The following is a 15697-nucleotide window of genomic DNA, read 5'->3' as shown; positions in this document are numbered from 1 at the left end:
ATCTGCGCCCGCTCCGCGGACGACAACCTCTGCCCCGGCATGACCCCTCATCCTGACGAGAATCCACCCCGTTGCAACAACCACTTGAGCCCAAGGTAGCCGAACACCGCGACTTCAAGGAAGCCGAGTGGATCAACCGGCAGGTCTCGAATCTCGCGGGCATGGCGGGCGGTTGAGCGGGTAGCCGGGCAGGCGGCGGGCGGACGACAGACGGAGGCACGCGCGGGGCGGACGACAGACGGAGGCACGCGCGGGGCGGACGACAGACGGAGGCGGCTGTGGGCGGGGAGCGGGTTCCGGCGGGGTTCACCGAGCAACGGGCTCGGGTCGGCCAGATCACCATGAACTACGTCCGTGGCGGCGCTGGCCCGCCACTGGTGCTGCTGCACGGGTACCCGCAGTGCTGGTACATGTGGCGGCACCTGCTGCCCGAGTTGGGGCGCTCCTTCGAGGTGGTCGCGCCCGACCTGCGCGGCTTCGGGGGCAGCGACGCCCCGGACGGCGGGTACGACAAGAAGACTGTCGCCGCCGACCTGCACGGACTACTCGACCAGCTCGGCCTGGTCAGTGACCTTCGGCTGGTCGGGCACGACCTGGGGACCATGGTGGCGTACGCGTATGCCGCCGCCCATCCGCAGCGGGTGAGTCGGCTGGCGCTCACCGAGGCGCCGATCCCCGACGAGAGCATCTACACGTTCCCCGCGCTCACCTCGGCCGGGCCGGGGGTGTGGAACTTCGGCTACTTCTCCCTCGGCAACGGGCTTCCGGAGGCACTGGTCGACGGGCGGGAGTCGCTCTGGGTGGACAAGTTCACCGATGCGCTGATGGTGCGCAAGGGCAGCATCGCCGCACCCGACATCGAGGAGTTCGCCAGCCATCTGCGCGACCCGGCGCATCTGCGGGCCAGCTTCGCCTACTTCCGGGCGTTCGAGCAGGACATCGCCGACAACGCGGCGTACCGGGGCACGAAGCTGACCATGCCGGTGCTGGCCGTCGGGGCGGCGGCCAGCCTCGGCGGGCAGATCGCCGAGCAGGTCCGGCGGTACGCCGACACGGTCCGCGGCGAGGTGATCCAGGACTGCGGGCACTGGCTGTACGAGGAGCGCCCGGACGAGATGCTCGCCCTGCTGCGGGATTTCCTTCACGCGGCCTGAAGCAGGTGTCCGCAGGTGTTCTCAGTCAGGCGGCGGGCGTCCAGGCGTGGGCGGCCAGTGGCGGGTCGAGCGGCGCCCGGGTGAGTCGGTTGGCGAATGTGGACATGGTGTACGCGCCGACGCCGAGCACCACGTCCAGCGCGTGCCGGGGCTGGTAGCCGGCGGCCAGGAAGTCGTCCATCTCGTCGTCGGGCACTGCGCCCCGGTGGTCGAGCACGGCCAGCGTGAAGCGGCGCAGCGCCTCCAGGCGCGGGTCGGGCAGCACCGAGCCGGCACGCAGCGCGGTGATCAGCTCGGGGGTCGCGCCGAGTCCGGTGAGCTTGCCGGTGTGCAGGGCGACGCAGAAATGGCATTCGTGACTGGTGGAGACCGTCAGGATGACCACCTCCCGGTCCAGCGGGGCGAGGTCGGTCTGCTCGAAGCCTGTGCTGGCGGTGAGGAAGCCGGTGAGCAACTGCGGCGAATCGGCCATCAGGGCCACCGGGGTGGGCAGCCAGCCGAACCGGCCACTCACTCCCTCGATGGACCGACGGGCGGCGGCGGGTGCGGTCTCAGCGGTGTGGGCGGTGAAGACGGACATGGTTACCTGCTTCCCAGAGCCTGGTTCGGGGGACGGTAAGATAGTCAACGTGGTTGACGGAATAGTAAACGTGGTTGTCGAACATGGCAACCGCTGATCCCGCGCGTCCCGGCTTCGCGCTACCGCTACTGCTGTTGGCCGGCTTCCGGACGCTGATCGACGACCTGCACACCGAGCTGGCCCGGGAGGGGCATCCGGAGCTGCGACCGCTGCACGGGTTCGTGCTCCAGGCGGTTGGGGCGGACGGCACCACCGCCACCGAGCTGGGCCAGCGGCTGGGCATCTCCAAGCAGGCCGCGGGCAAGACCGTCGACCGGTTGGTGGCCGTCGGTTACCTGGAGCGGGTCGACGACCCCTCCGACGCCCGACGGCGGCTGATCCGGGTGACCCCGCGTGGCGCCGACGGGCTACGCCGCTCGGCCGAGATCTTCGACCGGCTGCGGGCACAGTGGGTCGACACGCTCGGTCCGGAACGGGTCACCGCGATGGAAGACGACCTCGGCGCGATGGCCTCGGCCAACTGGTTCCGACTCGACGTGCCCGGCTGGTTCGGCGGCTGACCCCAGTTGCTGCGCAGGCATGAGCCGGTGGCGAGTCGTGGATCGGATCGACGCCATGTCGCCGAGGTGACGGTTGCCAGGCGACCCGCGGCGGATGCGGTGCAGCCTGCGGTTGCCCGGTTCAGCGCTCGGTCAGTGGGTGCGGGCCAGCTCGACGAAGGCCCGCCACGCGGCCGGGGTGAAGGTCAGCAGGTCGCCGTCGCGGTCCTTGGAATCGCGGACGTGCACCCGGCCGGCCAGGTTGTCGGCGACCTCGACGCACGCGCCACTGTTGTTGCCGCTCCGGGTGGACTTGTGCCAGCGGGCTCCGGTCAGATCCATGGCTTCACGATCTCCTCGAGCAGGTCGATCGACTGCTGCCGGGGCAGCGCGTCACTGCGCAGACTCTCCCACCTTCCGAGCAGGGTCGCCACCTCGAAGATGTCGTCCACCGTGGTGCCGCCGGTCTGGTTGTCGAGGAAGCCGAGCCAACTGCCGTCGACGGTGCGGCCCAGAATGAACGGCCCGAAGAGGCCGGCGTGCAGGCCCACGCCCTGCGGCAGCACGTGCACCCTGATGTGCGGGCGGCGGGCGCACGCCACCAGGTGCCGCAGTTGCTCGGCCAGCACACCGGCGCAGCCCTCCGCGAAACGCTGCAACGCGGCCTCGTCGATCACGGCGGTGAGCTGCGGCGGGTGCTCCCGGTCGAGGATGGTCTGCCGCTCCAGCCGGGCCGCCACCAACTCCTCCACCCGGTCGGCGGTCAGCCCGAGGTCGAGCCGGAACACCGCACGGGCGTAGTCGGCGGTCTGCAACAGCCCGGGAATCATCGTCGCCTCAAAGCAGCGAAGTTGGGTGGCGACCCGTTCGACCTCCAGCCAGGGGCGGAACCAGACCGGCTCGCCGTCGCGCCGACCCAGGTCGCGGAGCGAGGTCAGCAGACCACCGGTGTCGAGCACCTCGTCGGCCCGGGTCAGGTACGCCTCGTTGGGCGCCGTGTGCCCCAGCTCGACGGCCGACACCATGGACGGCGAGTAGTGCGCCCGCTTGCCGTACTCCTCCTGAGTCAGCCCGGCCGCGAGCCGCGACCGCCGGAGCTGCTCCCGGATCAACGCCGCCGTGGACACCACTGTGGTCACCGCACCCCACCTTCCGCCGCGATTGTCGGGTCAGGCGACCCGTCCGCCGCACGGTAGCGAGCACTCAACGCTGCGTCACCCCGTGACGCGCATATCGGGGTAACGCGAGCTGTGACCCGACCCGGGTGGCCGGCAACCACAAGATCCACTCGGGTTTCGCGAAGTCGCGGTGTCCCGGGCTGCCAGACACCCCGACTTCCTGGAAGCCGAGTGGATCAACGGCCGACCGGGCGCGGGACACCGCCACATTGCCGATCAGGACCGGGTCAAGCCCGGCGGGCACATCTCACCGTGCCTGGCCGAACGGCGGGACGCGGGAGCAGAGTGGGTTCATGTCGGACGCGTACGTCGTCGGCGACCCGGACGGGTTGTCGCCCCTGCTGGTCGAGCTTCGCGACGCCGTCGCCCGGGAGCTGCACGCCCAACTGGCGATGCGCGGTGAGCGGATCGAGCTGGCCGATCTACCGGAGGTGTCCTACCAGGTCACCATCCAGGTCGAGCGGGCGTTGCGGGCCTGGCGACCCACCCGGTAGACGCGGGCCGGTCACGGACGAATCCGTGACCGGCCCGCACCGCGTTGCCAGGATCAGTCCAACCCGCCGTACGAGTGCAGGCCGGTGAAGAAGATGTTCACGCCGAACAGGTTCATCAGCATGGTGAGGAAGCCGAGAACCGCGATCCAGGTGGCCACGTTGCGCTTCACGCTGGGCGTCGCGCGGGCGTGCAGGTAGCCGGCGTACACCACCCAGGAGATGAACGCCCAGGTCTCCTTCGGGTCCCAGCCCCACGGCCGCCCCCAGGCCGCCTCGGCCCAGATGGCACCGGCGATCACCGCGAAGGTGAAGATCGGAAACGCGAAGGCGTGCAGCGCGAAGGTCAGCCGCTCCAGGCCGGCGGCGCCGGGCAGCCGCTTGGCCAGGGTGTACGGGAAGCTCCGCTTGCCCTGCTCGTACCCGTTGCGCATCAGGAAGCCGACCGCCGGCACCACACCGAGCAGGAAGATGCCGGACGCGAAGACGATCGTCGAGACGTGGATGACGAACCAGTACGAGTTCAGCGCCGGCACCAGCGGCACGATCGGCACGTACAGCACCAGCTCGGCGGTGGCGACCAGCAGCACCATCACCAGGGTGAGGAAGAGCCCGAGCTTGCGCAGCGATGGCCGCTTCCAGAGCACCACCAGCCAGGCGGCGACCCCGATGAACGTCACAGTGAGCACGAACTCGTACATGTTGCCCCAGGGCATCCGGTCCGCGGCGAGCCCACGGGTGACCAGCGCAGCCAGGTGCAGCGCGGCGGCGACCGCTGTGGCACCCACCCCGACCAGGCCGGCGAGCCGGGCCCGCCGGGCGGAGCGGTCGCCGGTGGGCGGCGACGGGACCGGCGCGGGCGGCGTCGGGACGACACCGCCGCCGGCACCTACCAGCTCGCGCACCGGAGCCGCCGTGGCGACCCGGGTACGCACGTTGCCCAGCGCGTACTCGACGGCGTGGCCGATCATCGCGACCAGGTAGGCCAGGATCGCGAAGGTCACCAGATTGTCGGAGAGTGCGGACATCACTCGGCTCCTTCTCGCACGCCGGCCCGGTCAGCGGAGTCAGCTTCAGGCCGTTCGGCACCGCTGACGGCGGCGACGAGCTGGGTGAACTCGTCGGCGAACCCTGGATAGTCGGTACGCGGCAACCCACCGACCTCCATCAAGCTACTACCGCTCGTCGGAGATCCTTCCCCGGGGTCGGCCGGCGCCACCCGGAAGAACACCCGGCGGCGCTTCCCGAACAGGGAACCCATCAACCCGACCAGCAGGACGCCGCAACTGACCAACAGCATCGTCGAGCCGGGATCGTGCCGGATGGAGAGGGTGACGTACCGCTCGGTGCCCAGGAACTCGACTGTCGTGCCGTCGTCCAGCTTCCAGGTCTCGCCCTTGCGGAGCAGTTTGGTGCCGACCTCCTTGACCTTGCCGGCCCGCACCTGCCGCTGGTCGAGTTGGTAGACCGAGCCGGGGATACCGGCGTCCAGGCCGAGGTTGCCCCGGTAGGCGACCAGGTTCAGCGCCGGGTTGCGCTCGGTCGGGTACTGCGAGCGGACGAACGGCGCCTGCTCGGGCGCTGTGGGCAGGTAGATGCCTGTGAACGCCATCTGCAGATCCGGTGCGCGCTGGCCGGTCGCCGGGTCCACGTTCGCGTCCGGGAAGGCCGCCAGCCCCTCGCTGGTCAGGCCCATGTCGCCGGTGGTCAGGAACGGCTCGTCACTGATCTGGCTGTTGCCGAACCGGTCGGTGTAGCGGATCACCGGCGCGTACCCGTGGCCGAGCAGGTAGACGCTCGCGTCGTTGAGGCGCAGCGGCGAGTTCACCGAGAAGTCGGCGCTGCGGGTCGGCTCGTCCGGGCCGTCGACGGTGACCGTGGCGTTGAAGAACTCCGGCTGGCCGGACGCCAGGAACCGGGCCTCGAAGTCGTCCAGCCGCAGGCAGAAGCCGGGCAGGTCGGCGCTGTCCACCTGAGGGCCGAGCTTCGCCTCGGCGTACTGCTGGCGGGTGTTGCAGAACGCGTTGTCCGCGCCGGCCACCAGCAGCCGGTTGCCGCTCCAGCCGTACCAGGAGCCGAGCGCCACCCCGATCAGCACCGCGATGAGCGAGGTGTGGAACAGCAGGTTGCCGGTCTCCTTGAGATAGCCCTTCTCGGCGGAGACCTCGTCGCCGCGCACCTCGACGCGCCAGCGGCGCTTGCGCAGCGCCTCGGCGATCGCCGCCGCCCCACCGGGCGGTGCGGGCAGCACCGTGTGCTGCGGCAGCCGTGCCATCCGCTTCGGCGCGGCCGGCGGACGGGACCGCAGTGTGCGGACGTGGTCGCGCAGCCGGGGCGTGATGCAGCCGATCAGGGAGGTGAACAGCAGCAGGTAGATCGCGGAGAACCAGACCGACCCGAAGACCTCGAACGCGCCGATCCGGTCCAGTCGCGGGGCCCAGTCCGGGTGGTCGACGAAGTACTCGTTGACCTTCTCCGGGCTGATCCCGCGCTGCGGCAGCACCGAGCCGGGAATGGCGGCGATCGCGAGCAGGAAGAGCAGGATCAGCGCCGTACGCATGCTGGTGAGCTGCCGCCACGAGTTGCGCAGCAGGGCCAGCAGCCGGTTCGGCCGGCGGCGTGGCGCGGGCGCCACGGTCTCCGGTCGGTCGTCGACGACCGTCATCAGATGCTCACCTCGCCCACCCCGACGGTGGTCTGCAACCAGATCACGAAGCTCTGCCATCCGCCGGTGACCAGGGCCAGGCCGATCAAAATGAGCAGAGCGCCGCCGACCCGGGTGACCCAGCGGCTGTTGCGCCGGACGGCGCGGAAGACCCCGAGCAGGCGTTCGAAGCCCAGCCCGAAGACGATGAACGGTATCCCCAACCCGAGGCAGTACGCCACGGCGAGCACCACGGCGCGGTCGCTCTGGCCGCTGGCGGTGGCCATGCCCATCACCGCGCCGAGCGTGGGGCCGGTGCAGGGCACCCAACTGAGCGCGAAGACAGCCCCGAAGACCGGTGCGCCGAGCAGCCCGGCCGACGGCAAGCGGGAGATCCGGAACTCCCGTTGCAGGGCCGGGATCATCCCGAGGTAGCTCAGCCCCGCCACGATGACCAGCACGCCGACGCCGATCTGCAACTCGCGCTTGTAGTCGAAGAACACCCGGCCGATGCTGGCGAAGAGGATCGCGGTGGCCACGAAGACGACTGTGAAGCCGCCGATGAAGAGCAGCGTCCCGGCGAGCACCCGACCCTTGACCGCGCCGACTCGCGCGACCCGCTCCTTGACCGCGACACCCCCGCTGCCCGGCACGGGATCGGCTTCCGGCCGTCGGCCCTCCAGGTCGGCGCCGGCCAGGCCGGTCACGTACGACAGGTAACCGGGGACGAGCGGAAGCACGCACGGGGAGAGGAAGCTGACCAGGCCGGCGAGCGCCGCCGCGCCGATGGCGAGCAGCAGCGGCCCGTTGAGGGCCAGTTGCTCGAAGGTCTCGCCCATCAGTTCGGCGCTGACTTCTCGGCGGCGACCCGTTCGACGATCGGTTGCAGGCCCTCCTGCTTGACGGCGGCCCGGATCACCGCCGCGATCCGGCCGTCCCGGTCGAGCACCACAGTCGCCGGCACGCTGTTCGGCGGGATGTCCAGGGCGAGTGCCGTCTTGCTTGACGGGTCGAACAGGCTCGGATAGGTGACCCGGCCCTTCTCGAACGCCTTGGCCTTGTCCCGCGAATCCTGGACGTTGATGCCGAGGAAGTTCACCCCGGAACCCTTGGTGGCCTGGTAGACGGCTTCCAGATCGTCGGCCTCGGCGCGGCACGGCGCGCACCAGGAGCCCCAGAAGTTGACCACCACCACCTGACCGCGAGCCTCGCTGACGTCATAGGTGCCGCCGAGAAGCAGCTCACCGGCGAGCTTCGGTGGTGCGGAGCGCTGGTCCGGTGCGCACTCGAAGATCCCGTCGGTGGTGGTCGTGCAGGTCTTCTCCTGCGCCTTCGACGACGTGCAGCCGACCAGCGCCACCGCGGCGACGGTGGCGAGCAGACCGGCGGTCCACCTCCGGGCGTTCATCAGGCCCCCTTGGCCGTCCGGGCTGTCGCGGAGAGAGCGATCAGGTGCGCGGCCGGCTCGCTGTAGCCGATGCCCACCACCTTCGCGTCGTCGAAGTGGAACGAGGTGAGGCTCGCCAGCCCGCACTGCCGCTTGCGCGGGTCGTGCCAGAGCCGCTTGCGCTCGACGTGACGGCGCAACGTCCAGATCGGGAGCTGGTGCGACACCAGCACCGCCTCGCGTCCCTCGGCGGCGACCCGGGCGGCCTGCACGGCGGCGAACATCCGCTCGGCGATCACCCGGTACGCCTCACCCCAGGACGGGGTCACCGGGTCGCGCAGCACCCACCAGTTGCGCGGATCGCGGAACGACCCGTCACCCGGGGAGACCTTCTTGCCCTCGAACCAGTTGGCGCTCTCGATCAGCCGCTCGTCCACCCCGACCGGCAGCCCGAACTGGGCGGCGATCGGTTCGGCGGTCTGCTGGGCGCGCTCCAGCGGGCTGGCCACCACGTGCACGATCTCCCGCTCGGCCAGGCCCTGCGCGGCGGCCTTGGCCATCTGCACACCCAACTCGGAGAGGCGGAAGCCGGGCAGCCGGCCGTAGAGGATCTGGTCGGGGTTGTACACCTCGCCGTGCCGAAGCACGTGCACCACCGTCTTACTCAAGGTTTTTCTACCCCCCGTGACCGGCCGCTGCCGCCGCGTTCGCCGCCGTCGGCAGCGCGTCGGCGATGTGTTCCAGAGCGGCGTCGTCGAGCGCCGCCGACACGAACCACGACTCGAACGCGCTCGGCGGCAGATAGACGCCGGCGGCGAGCATCGCGTGGAAGAACGCCTTGAACGCCGGCACCTGCTGGGTGCGCGCGCTGTCGTAGTCGACCACGTCGGCGTCGGTGAAGAAGACCGAGAACATGCTGCCCGCGTACGACAGCCGGTGTGGGACCCCGGCGGCGGCCAACGCGTCGGACGCCAGCTTGCCCACGACGGCGGCCGTCTCGTCGAGGCGCTGGTACAGCGCGTCGTCGGCGAGCCGCAGGGTCGCCAGGCCGGCGGCGCAGGCGAGCGGGTTACCGGAGAGAGTGCCGGCCTGGTAGACCGGGCCGGCCGGCGCGAGCCGCGCCATGATGTCCGCGCGCCCGCCGAACGCCGCGGCGGGCAGGCCGCCACCCATGACCTTGCCGTACGTCCACAGGTCGGCGTCGGAGGCGTCGAGGCCGTGCCACCCGGCGCGGGAGACCCGGAACCCGGTCATCACCTCGTCCACCACGAGCAGGGCGCCGTGTGCGTGCGCGATCCGGGCGAGCTGCTGGTTGAAGCCGTCGCGGGGGGCCACCACGCCCATGTTGCCGGCGGCGGCCTCGGTGATCACCGCGGCGATGTGCTGGCCCTCGGCGGCGAACGCCTCCTCGACGGCCCGGATGTCGTTGTACGGAAGCACTATCGTCTCGCTGGCCGCCGCGCCGGTCACGCCGGGCGAGTCGGGCAGGCCCAGGGTGGCCACGCCGGAGCCGGCGGCGGCGAGCAGCGCGTCGACGTGGCCGTGGTAGCAGCCCGCGAACTTGACGATCTTCGAACGGCCGGTGAAGCCACGGGCCAGCCGGATCGCCGACATTGTCGCCTCGGTGCCGGAGTTGACCAGCCGGACCTGCTCCATCGGGGTCCGGTCGACGAGCTCGGCTGCCAACTCCACCTCACCGGGGGTGGGCGTGCCGAAGCTGGTACCCCGGGCGGCGGCGGCCTGGACGGCCTCCACCACCTCCGGGTGGGCGTGCCCGAGGATCAGCGGACCCCAGGAGCAGACCAGGTCGACGTAGCGGCGACCGTCGGCGTCGTACAGCCACGGGCCCTCACCACGGACCATGAAACGCGGGGTGCCGCCGACCGCCTGGAAGGCGCGCACAGGGGAGTTCACCCCGCCCGGCACGATGGCGCGGGCGCGGTCGAACAGGGCCTCGGAGGCCGGCGCATCGGCTGGGTAGCGGCCGGATCCGGCGGGAAAGATGTCGGTCACGATGCCGCCATTGTGACAGCGCCGGACGGTCAACCAGCAGCCACCCCGTGGCGGGGTTACCCGGCTCACCTGTGACTCGCGCCGGTCAGCAGCGCCGACACGGGGGGCTTCGTGGCCTGGACGGCGACGGCTCGCGGCCTCGACAGGCCAGGTCGGTCGGATCGCGCTAGGCTGAGCGGGTGGATCGTGCCGAACTGTCCATCACGCTACACCGGACAGGCGACGAAGCAGTCTTGCGCCTGGCCGGTGAGATCGACATGCTCACGGCGGCCCAGCTCTCCACCGTCGTCAACGAGGTGCTGGCCGACCCGCCGCCGAAGATCGTGCTCGACCTCGGCGGCGTCACCTTCTGCGACTCGCAGGGCCTGGGCACCCTGGTCGTGCTCAGCCGCAAGGCCAGCCACGCGCAGAGCCTGCTGATGCTGACGCACGTGGGCGACTTCCTGATCCGCGTGCTGGACATCACCGGCCTGCGCAGCGCCCTGATGATCCGCAACGACCAGCCCACCGGCTGAGTCGCCCCGCCGCCGTCAGGCGGTGTTGCCCCAGCGGGCCTGTTCGAGCAGCCGTACCGCCCGGTCGCGGACCTCCGGGTCGTCCGACCGGAGCTGGGCGGTCGCCTCGTCGACAGCGTCGGTGAGCCGCCGCCACTGCGTGTCGCGCTCCCGGACCAGATCCGACTGGGTGGCGAGCTGCCGGGTCTTCACCCACAGCTCGACGAATACCGACACCTTGGCCCTGAGCACCCACGGGTCGAACGGCTTGGTGAGGTAGTCCACAGCCCCCACCTGGTAACCCCGAAGGGCGAGCTGGGCGTCCCGGTCGGCGGCGGTGAGGAAGATGATCGGCACGTGCCGGGTCCGCTCGCGGCGCTTGATGTGGCTTGCCGTCTCGAAGCCGTCCATGTCCGGCATCTGCGCGTCCAACAGGATCACCGCGAAGTCGTCCACCAGCAGTTGCTTGAGCGCCGCCTCGCCACTCTCCACCGCCACGGACTGGACCGGCAGACCCTGAAGGATCGCCTCCAGGGCCGTCAGGTTCTGCCGCCGGTCGTCCACGAGCAGCGCTTTGGCCATCTGGGTCACGAAGTCTCCTCGGTCCGGCTGCCGTTGATCCAGGACGACATCAGTTCGATCAGGTCGTCCAGGTCGACCGGCTTGGTGATGTAGTCGCTGCCCCCGGCAGCGAGCGCCGACTCACGGTCACCCGGCATCGCCTTCGCGGTCAGGAAGACCACCGGAAGGTCGGCGAACCGGTGGTTGCGGCGAATCTGGCGGGTGGTCTCGTAACCGTCCTGGTCGGGCATCATGGCGTCCATCAGCACGATGTCCACCTCCGGATGCTCGGCCAGCAGACGGACACCGTCCGCCCCGTTGTCCGAGTACAGCACGGTCATCCCGTGCAGCTCCAACGCGCTGGTCAACGCGAAGACGTTGCGGACGTCGTCGTCCACGATCAGCACAGTGGCGCCGTCCAGTTGACGGGTGGCCGGTGCCTCCGGCCGTTCCGGCAGCAGTTCCAGCGGCGGCATCAGCAGCGACGACGGCAGCCCGGCGCGCTGCGGCGACGGAGTCTGCGGCGCTACCACCGCGTCCGGGGCCAGCACCTGCGGCACGAACAGGGTGAAGGTCGAGCCCTGACCGGGCGCGGACGAGACGGTGATGGTGCCGCCGATCAGTCGGGCCAGGTCGCGGCTGATCGACAGACCCAGGCCGGTGCCGCCGTACCGGCGACTGGTAGTGCCGTCGGCCTGCTGGAACGCCTCGAAGATGATCGACAGCTTGTCGTCGGAGATGCCGATCCCGGTGTCGATCACGGTGAACGCGATCACCTGCTGGGCGTTCGTCAGCGCCGGCACGTCGAAGACCGCGTTCTCCGCGGCCGGGGCGATCCGCAGCGTCACTGCACCGTTGTCGGTGAACTTCACAGCGTTGGAGAGCAGGTTGCGCAGGATCTGCTGCAACCGCTGCGCGTCGGTCACCAACGCCGGCGGCAGATCCTTGCTCACCCGTACCTGGAAGTCCAGGTTCTTCTCCTCGGCCTGCGGCGCGAACGCCTGCTCCACGTAGCCGCGCAGCTCGGTGAAGCGGATCTCGGTCGGCTCGACGTCCATCCGGCCCGCCTCGATCTTGGACAGGTCGAGGATGTCGTCGATCAGTCGCAGCAGGTCGGAGCCGGACCCGTGGATGGTCCGGGCGAACTCGATCTGCTTCGGGCTGAGGTTCTGCTCCGAGTTCTCGGCCAGCAGACGGGCCAGCAGCAGCAACGAGTTCAGCGGGGTCCGCAGCTCGTGGCTCATGTTGGCCAGGAACTCGGACTTGTACGCCGACGCCCGGGTCAGCTGCTGCGCCTTCTCCTCCAGGCCCAGCCGCGCCAGCTCGATCTCCCGGTTCTTCGTCTCGATGTTGCCCTTCTGCTCGGACAGCAGAGTGGCCTTCTCCTCCAGCTCGGCGTTGGTGCGCTGCAACTCCGCCGACTGCTCCTGCATCTCGTGCGCCAGCCGCTGCGACTGGGCCAGCAGCTCCTCCGTACGCCGGTTGGCCTGGATGGTGTTGACAGCGATGCCGATGGTGAGCACCAACCGCTCCAGGAACGACAGGTGCAGTTCGGAGAAGGCCGACACACTGGCGAACTCGATCACCCCGAGCAGCTCGCCCTCGAACAGGACGGGGAGCACCACCAGGTCGGACGGGGGTGTCTCGGCCAGGCCGGACCGCAGGGTGAGTCGACTGTTCGGGGAGGCGCTGACCCGGATCGTGCGACGGGAGAGCGCGGTCTGCCCGACCAGCCCCTCACCCGGCCCGAAGGTGACGTCGTGCCCCCGTGCCACGTACCCGTACGAGGAGGTCAGCCGCAGCCGCATGCTGCCGTCAGTGTCGTCTGCCAGGAAGAAGGCGCCGAGCTGGGCGTCGACCAGCGGAGTCACCTCCGTCATGATCATGCGGCAGACCTCGCCGAGGTCGCGCTGGCCCTGCAACAGGCCGCCGATGCGGGCGAGGTTGGAGTCCAGCCAGCCCTGCTCGGCGTTCTTCTTCGTCGTCTCCCGGAGGGTGACGATCATCTGGTTGATGTTGTCCTTCAGCTCGGCGACCTCGCCCTGCGCCTTGACCGCGATCCGCTGGGTCAGGTCGCCCCGGGTCACCGAGGTGGACACCTGGGCGATGGCCCGCAACTGCGTGGTCAGCGTCGAGGCGAGCTGGTTGACGTTCTCGGTGAGGTCGCGCCAGGTGCCGGAGACGCCCTTCACCTGCGCCTGACCGCCGAGCTTGCCCTCGATACCGACCTCGCGGGCCACCCGGGTCACCTCGTCGGCGAACGACGAGAGCTGGTCGACCATCGTGTTGACTGTCGACTTCAGCTCCAGGATCTCGCCCTGGGCATCCACGGTGATCTTCTGCGACAGGTCACCCTTCGCCACCGCCGTCGTCACCGAGGCGATGTTGCGGACCTGGCTGGTCAGGTTCGACGCCATCGAGTTGACGTTGTCGGTGAGGTCGCGCCAGGTGCCGGAGACGCCCTTCACCTGCGCCTGACCGCCGAGCTTGCCCTCGGTGCCCACCTCACGCGCGACCCGGGTCACCTCGTCGGCGAACGACGACAACTGGTCCACCATCGTGTTGACAGTCGACTTCAGCTCCAGGATCTCGCCCCGCGCGTCCACGGTGATCTTCTGCGACAGGTCACCCTTCGCCACCGCCGTGGAGACCTGGGCGATGTTGCGGACCTGGGCGGTCAGGTTCGACGCCATCGAGTTCACGTTGTCGGTCAGGTCCCGCCAGGTGCCGGCGACCCCGCGTACCTGTGCCTGGCCGCCCAACTTGCCCTCGGTGCCCACCTCACGCGCAACCCGGGTCACCTCGTCGGCGAACGACGACAACTGGTCCACCATCGTGTTGACAGTCGACTTCAGCTCCAGGATCTCGCCCCGCGCGTCCACGGTGATCTTCTGCGACAGGTCACCCTTCGCCACCGCCGTCGTCACCGAGGCGATGTTGCGGACCTGGCTGGTCAGGTTCGACGCCATCGAGTTCACGTTGTCAGTCAGGTCCCGCCAGGTGCCGGAAACGCCCTTCACCTGCGCCTGACCGCCCAGATTGCCCTCGGTGCCCACCTCACGGGCCACCCGGGTCACCTCGTCGGCGAACGACGACAACTGGTCCACCATCGTGTTGACGGTGTTCTTCAGCTCCAGGATCTCGCCCTGGGCGTCCACGGTGATCTTCTGCGACAGGTCGCCCTTCGCCACGGCCGTGGAGACCTGGGAGATGTTGCGGACCTGGCTGGTCAGGTTGCCGGCCAACTGGTTGACGTTCTCGGTGAGGTCCCGCCAGGTGCCGGAGACGCCGCGCACCTGGGCCTGACCGCCCAACTTGCCCTCGATGCCCACCTCACGGGCCACCCGGGTCACCTCATCGGCGAACGACGACAACTGGTCCACCATCGTGTTGACGGTGTCCTTCAGTTCCAGGATCTCGCCCTGCGCCGCCACCGTGATCTTCTGCGACAGGTCGCCGCGCGCCACCGCAGTGGAGACCTGCGCGATGTTACGGACCTGGGCGGTCAGGTTCGACGCCATCGAGTTGACGCTGTCGGTCAGGTCCTTCCAGGTGCCTGCCACGTTCGGCACCTCGGCCTGGCCGCCCAACTTGCCCTCGGTGCCCACCTCGCGGGCCACCCGGGTTACCTGCTCGGCGAAGAGCCGCAGCGTGTCGGTGAGGTAGTTCATCGTGGCGGCCAGCTCGGCCACCTCACCACGCGCGCCGACCGTGATCTTCTGCGACAGGTCACCCTTGGCCACCGCCGTCGCCACCTGCGAGATCGACCGCACCTGGCCGGTCAGGTTCGACGCCATGGTGTTCACCGAGTCGGTGAGGTCCTTCCAGGTGCCGGCGACGCCCCGCACGTCGGCCTGGCCACCCAACTTGCCCTCGGTGCCCACCTCACGGGCCACCCGGGTCACCTCGTTCGAGAACGACGACAGCTGGTCCACCATCGTGTTCACGGTCCGCCCGATGCGCAGGTACTCACCGCGCAGCGGCCGGCCGTCGATCTCCAACGCCATGTGCTGGGACAGGTCACCGTCGGCGACCGCCACGATCACCCGGGCGATCTCGGTGGTCGGTCGACCCAGGTCGTCGATCAGCGAGTTGATCGCCCGCTGCCCCTCCGCCCAGGAGCCGTCCAGCCCCTCGTCGTCGAGCCGCTCGGTGAGCCGGCCGTCACGACCGACGATCCGGCTGATCCGCCGCAGGTCCAGGTACTGCCGCTCCTGGAGCGAGACCACCTCGTTGAAGGCGTCCGCCACCTCACCGGCCGCGCCGGCCCGGCGGGGAAGCCGGACCTTCAGGTCGCCGCGCCCGATCCGTCGCAGTGCCTCGGCCAACTCACCGAGGAGCGCCTCGTTGTCGGGCGCGGACGGATCCGCCACCGACTGCTTCGACGTGGTCATCATTCCTCGCTCAACTCGGGGGGCGCCGGTCCGTGCGGACACACCGGCACCCCATATTGTGCCCGCGCGCGCCGTGGTGCCAGGGTGCGCGACCCGCCAGGTGGCATCGATCGCGCGTCGACCCGCCCGATCGGCGTCGAGCCGGCACGGCTCGCCGCAAACCTCGCCCGGCTCCCGCACCGGTCGTTTCGACGCGTCAACCCGCTCGCTGCCGCCGGTGCCGCTGACCGACGCGACAGCCCGCGATTGGTGATCGGCTTGG

Annotated in this window: 15 protein-coding genes; 4 read left to right on the top strand and 11 right to left on the bottom strand. The window is 69.9% G+C overall.

Features of this window, described 5'->3' with window-relative positions:
• Positions 1–278 precede the first annotated feature (278 nt).
• Positions 279–1154, top strand: a complete 876-nt coding sequence (locus AB0C19_RS04985; protein WP_357179452.1) for an alpha/beta hydrolase — start codon at positions 279–281, stop codon at positions 1152–1154.
• A gap of 25 nt (positions 1155–1179) precedes the next feature.
• On the opposite strand, the gene AB0C19_RS04980 is transcribed toward AB0C19_RS04985, so the two are convergent.
• Complete coding sequence (locus AB0C19_RS04980) at positions 1180–1734, bottom strand: carboxymuconolactone decarboxylase family protein (RefSeq protein ID WP_357179449.1); 555 nt, start codon at positions 1732–1734, stop codon at positions 1180–1182.
• 83 nt (positions 1735–1817) lie between these two features.
• Here AB0C19_RS04980 and AB0C19_RS04975 point away from each other — a divergent pair, with 83 nt between their 5' ends.
• Positions 1818–2294, top strand: coding sequence for a MarR family winged helix-turn-helix transcriptional regulator (locus tag AB0C19_RS04975; protein ID WP_357179446.1), 477 nt, complete (start codon positions 1818–1820; stop codon positions 2292–2294).
• 132 nt (positions 2295–2426) lie between these two features.
• Here AB0C19_RS04975 and AB0C19_RS04970 read toward each other — a convergent pair whose 3' ends face one another.
• Together AB0C19_RS04970 and AB0C19_RS04965 are read right to left on the bottom strand one after the other, a co-directional pair.
• Positions 2427–2615 carry a DUF397 domain-containing protein gene (locus AB0C19_RS04970; protein WP_357179443.1) on the bottom strand — a complete coding sequence of 63 codons (189 nt, stop codon included), beginning with the start codon at positions 2613–2615 and terminating at the stop codon, positions 2427–2429.
• Positions 2606–3412, bottom strand: coding sequence for a helix-turn-helix transcriptional regulator (locus AB0C19_RS04965; protein WP_357179439.1), 807 nt, complete (start codon positions 3410–3412; stop codon positions 2606–2608). Before AB0C19_RS04965 ends, AB0C19_RS04970 begins: the two co-directional genes overlap by 10 nt.
• A gap of 332 nt (positions 3413–3744) precedes the next feature.
• Here AB0C19_RS04965 and AB0C19_RS04960 point away from each other — a divergent pair, with 332 nt between their 5' ends.
• Positions 3745–3945 (top strand): hypothetical protein, encoded by a 201-nt coding sequence (locus AB0C19_RS04960; RefSeq protein WP_112677587.1) that lies wholly within the window; start codon positions 3745–3747, stop codon positions 3943–3945.
• 53 nt (positions 3946–3998) lie between these two features.
• On the opposite strand, the gene ccsB is transcribed toward AB0C19_RS04960, so the two are convergent.
• From ccsB to hemL, 6 genes are read right to left on the bottom strand one after another with little or no spacing between them, the layout of a single operon-like run.
• Positions 3999–4970: a c-type cytochrome biogenesis protein CcsB gene (ccsB, locus tag AB0C19_RS04955; RefSeq protein WP_357179434.1), complete on the bottom strand. Its 972-nt coding sequence runs from the start codon at positions 4968–4970 to the stop codon at positions 3999–4001.
• A complete protein-coding gene (locus tag AB0C19_RS04950; RefSeq protein ID WP_357179431.1) occupies positions 4970–6607 on the bottom strand; it encodes a cytochrome c biogenesis protein ResB in 1638 nt (545 codons plus the stop codon). Before AB0C19_RS04950 ends, ccsB begins: the two co-directional genes overlap by 1 nt.
• Positions 6607–7425 carry a cytochrome c biogenesis protein CcdA gene (locus AB0C19_RS04945; RefSeq protein WP_357179428.1) on the bottom strand — a complete coding sequence of 273 codons (819 nt, stop codon included), beginning with the start codon at positions 7423–7425 and terminating at the stop codon, positions 6607–6609. The genes AB0C19_RS04950 and AB0C19_RS04945 overlap by 1 nt, the downstream gene beginning before the upstream one ends.
• Complete coding sequence (locus AB0C19_RS04940) at positions 7425–7994, bottom strand: TlpA disulfide reductase family protein (RefSeq protein WP_357179425.1); 570 nt, start codon at positions 7992–7994, stop codon at positions 7425–7427. The genes AB0C19_RS04945 and AB0C19_RS04940 overlap by 1 nt, the downstream gene beginning before the upstream one ends.
• The gene (locus tag AB0C19_RS04935; protein ID WP_357179422.1) at positions 7994–8629 is read right to left on the bottom strand and encodes a histidine phosphatase family protein; all 636 of its coding nucleotides are present in this window, start codon (positions 8627–8629) and stop codon (positions 7994–7996) included. The genes AB0C19_RS04940 and AB0C19_RS04935 overlap by 1 nt, the downstream gene beginning before the upstream one ends.
• Before the next feature lie 19 nt (positions 8630–8648).
• Positions 8649–9986, bottom strand: a complete 1338-nt coding sequence (gene hemL / locus AB0C19_RS04930) for a glutamate-1-semialdehyde 2,1-aminomutase (RefSeq protein WP_238683221.1) — start codon at positions 9984–9986, stop codon at positions 8649–8651.
• Between the two features lie 179 nt (positions 9987–10165).
• Here hemL and AB0C19_RS04925 point away from each other — a divergent pair, with 179 nt between their 5' ends.
• Positions 10166–10501 carry an STAS domain-containing protein gene (locus AB0C19_RS04925; protein ID WP_088951070.1) on the top strand — a complete coding sequence of 112 codons (336 nt, stop codon included), beginning with the start codon at positions 10166–10168 and terminating at the stop codon, positions 10499–10501.
• Between the two features lie 15 nt (positions 10502–10516).
• On the opposite strand, the gene AB0C19_RS04920 is transcribed toward AB0C19_RS04925, so the two are convergent.
• Both AB0C19_RS04920 and AB0C19_RS04915 read right to left on the bottom strand, forming a co-directional pair.
• A complete protein-coding gene (locus AB0C19_RS04920) occupies positions 10517–11071 on the bottom strand; it encodes a response regulator (RefSeq protein WP_091395745.1) in 555 nt (184 codons plus the stop codon).
• Positions 11068–15435 carry a HAMP domain-containing protein gene (locus tag AB0C19_RS04915; protein WP_357179417.1) on the bottom strand — a complete coding sequence of 1456 codons (4368 nt, stop codon included), beginning with the start codon at positions 15433–15435 and terminating at the stop codon, positions 11068–11070. Before AB0C19_RS04915 ends, AB0C19_RS04920 begins: the two co-directional genes overlap by 4 nt.
• Between the last annotated feature and the right edge of the window lie 262 nt (positions 15436–15697).

The sequence above is a fragment of the Micromonospora sp. NPDC048842 genome, assembly GCF_040649935.1.
Taxonomy (GTDB): Bacteria; Actinomycetota; Actinomycetes; order Mycobacteriales; family Micromonosporaceae; genus Micromonospora; species Micromonospora hortensis.
Note: the sequence above shows the minus strand (reverse complement) of the source record. Positions and strands in the feature narration are given on the sequence as shown.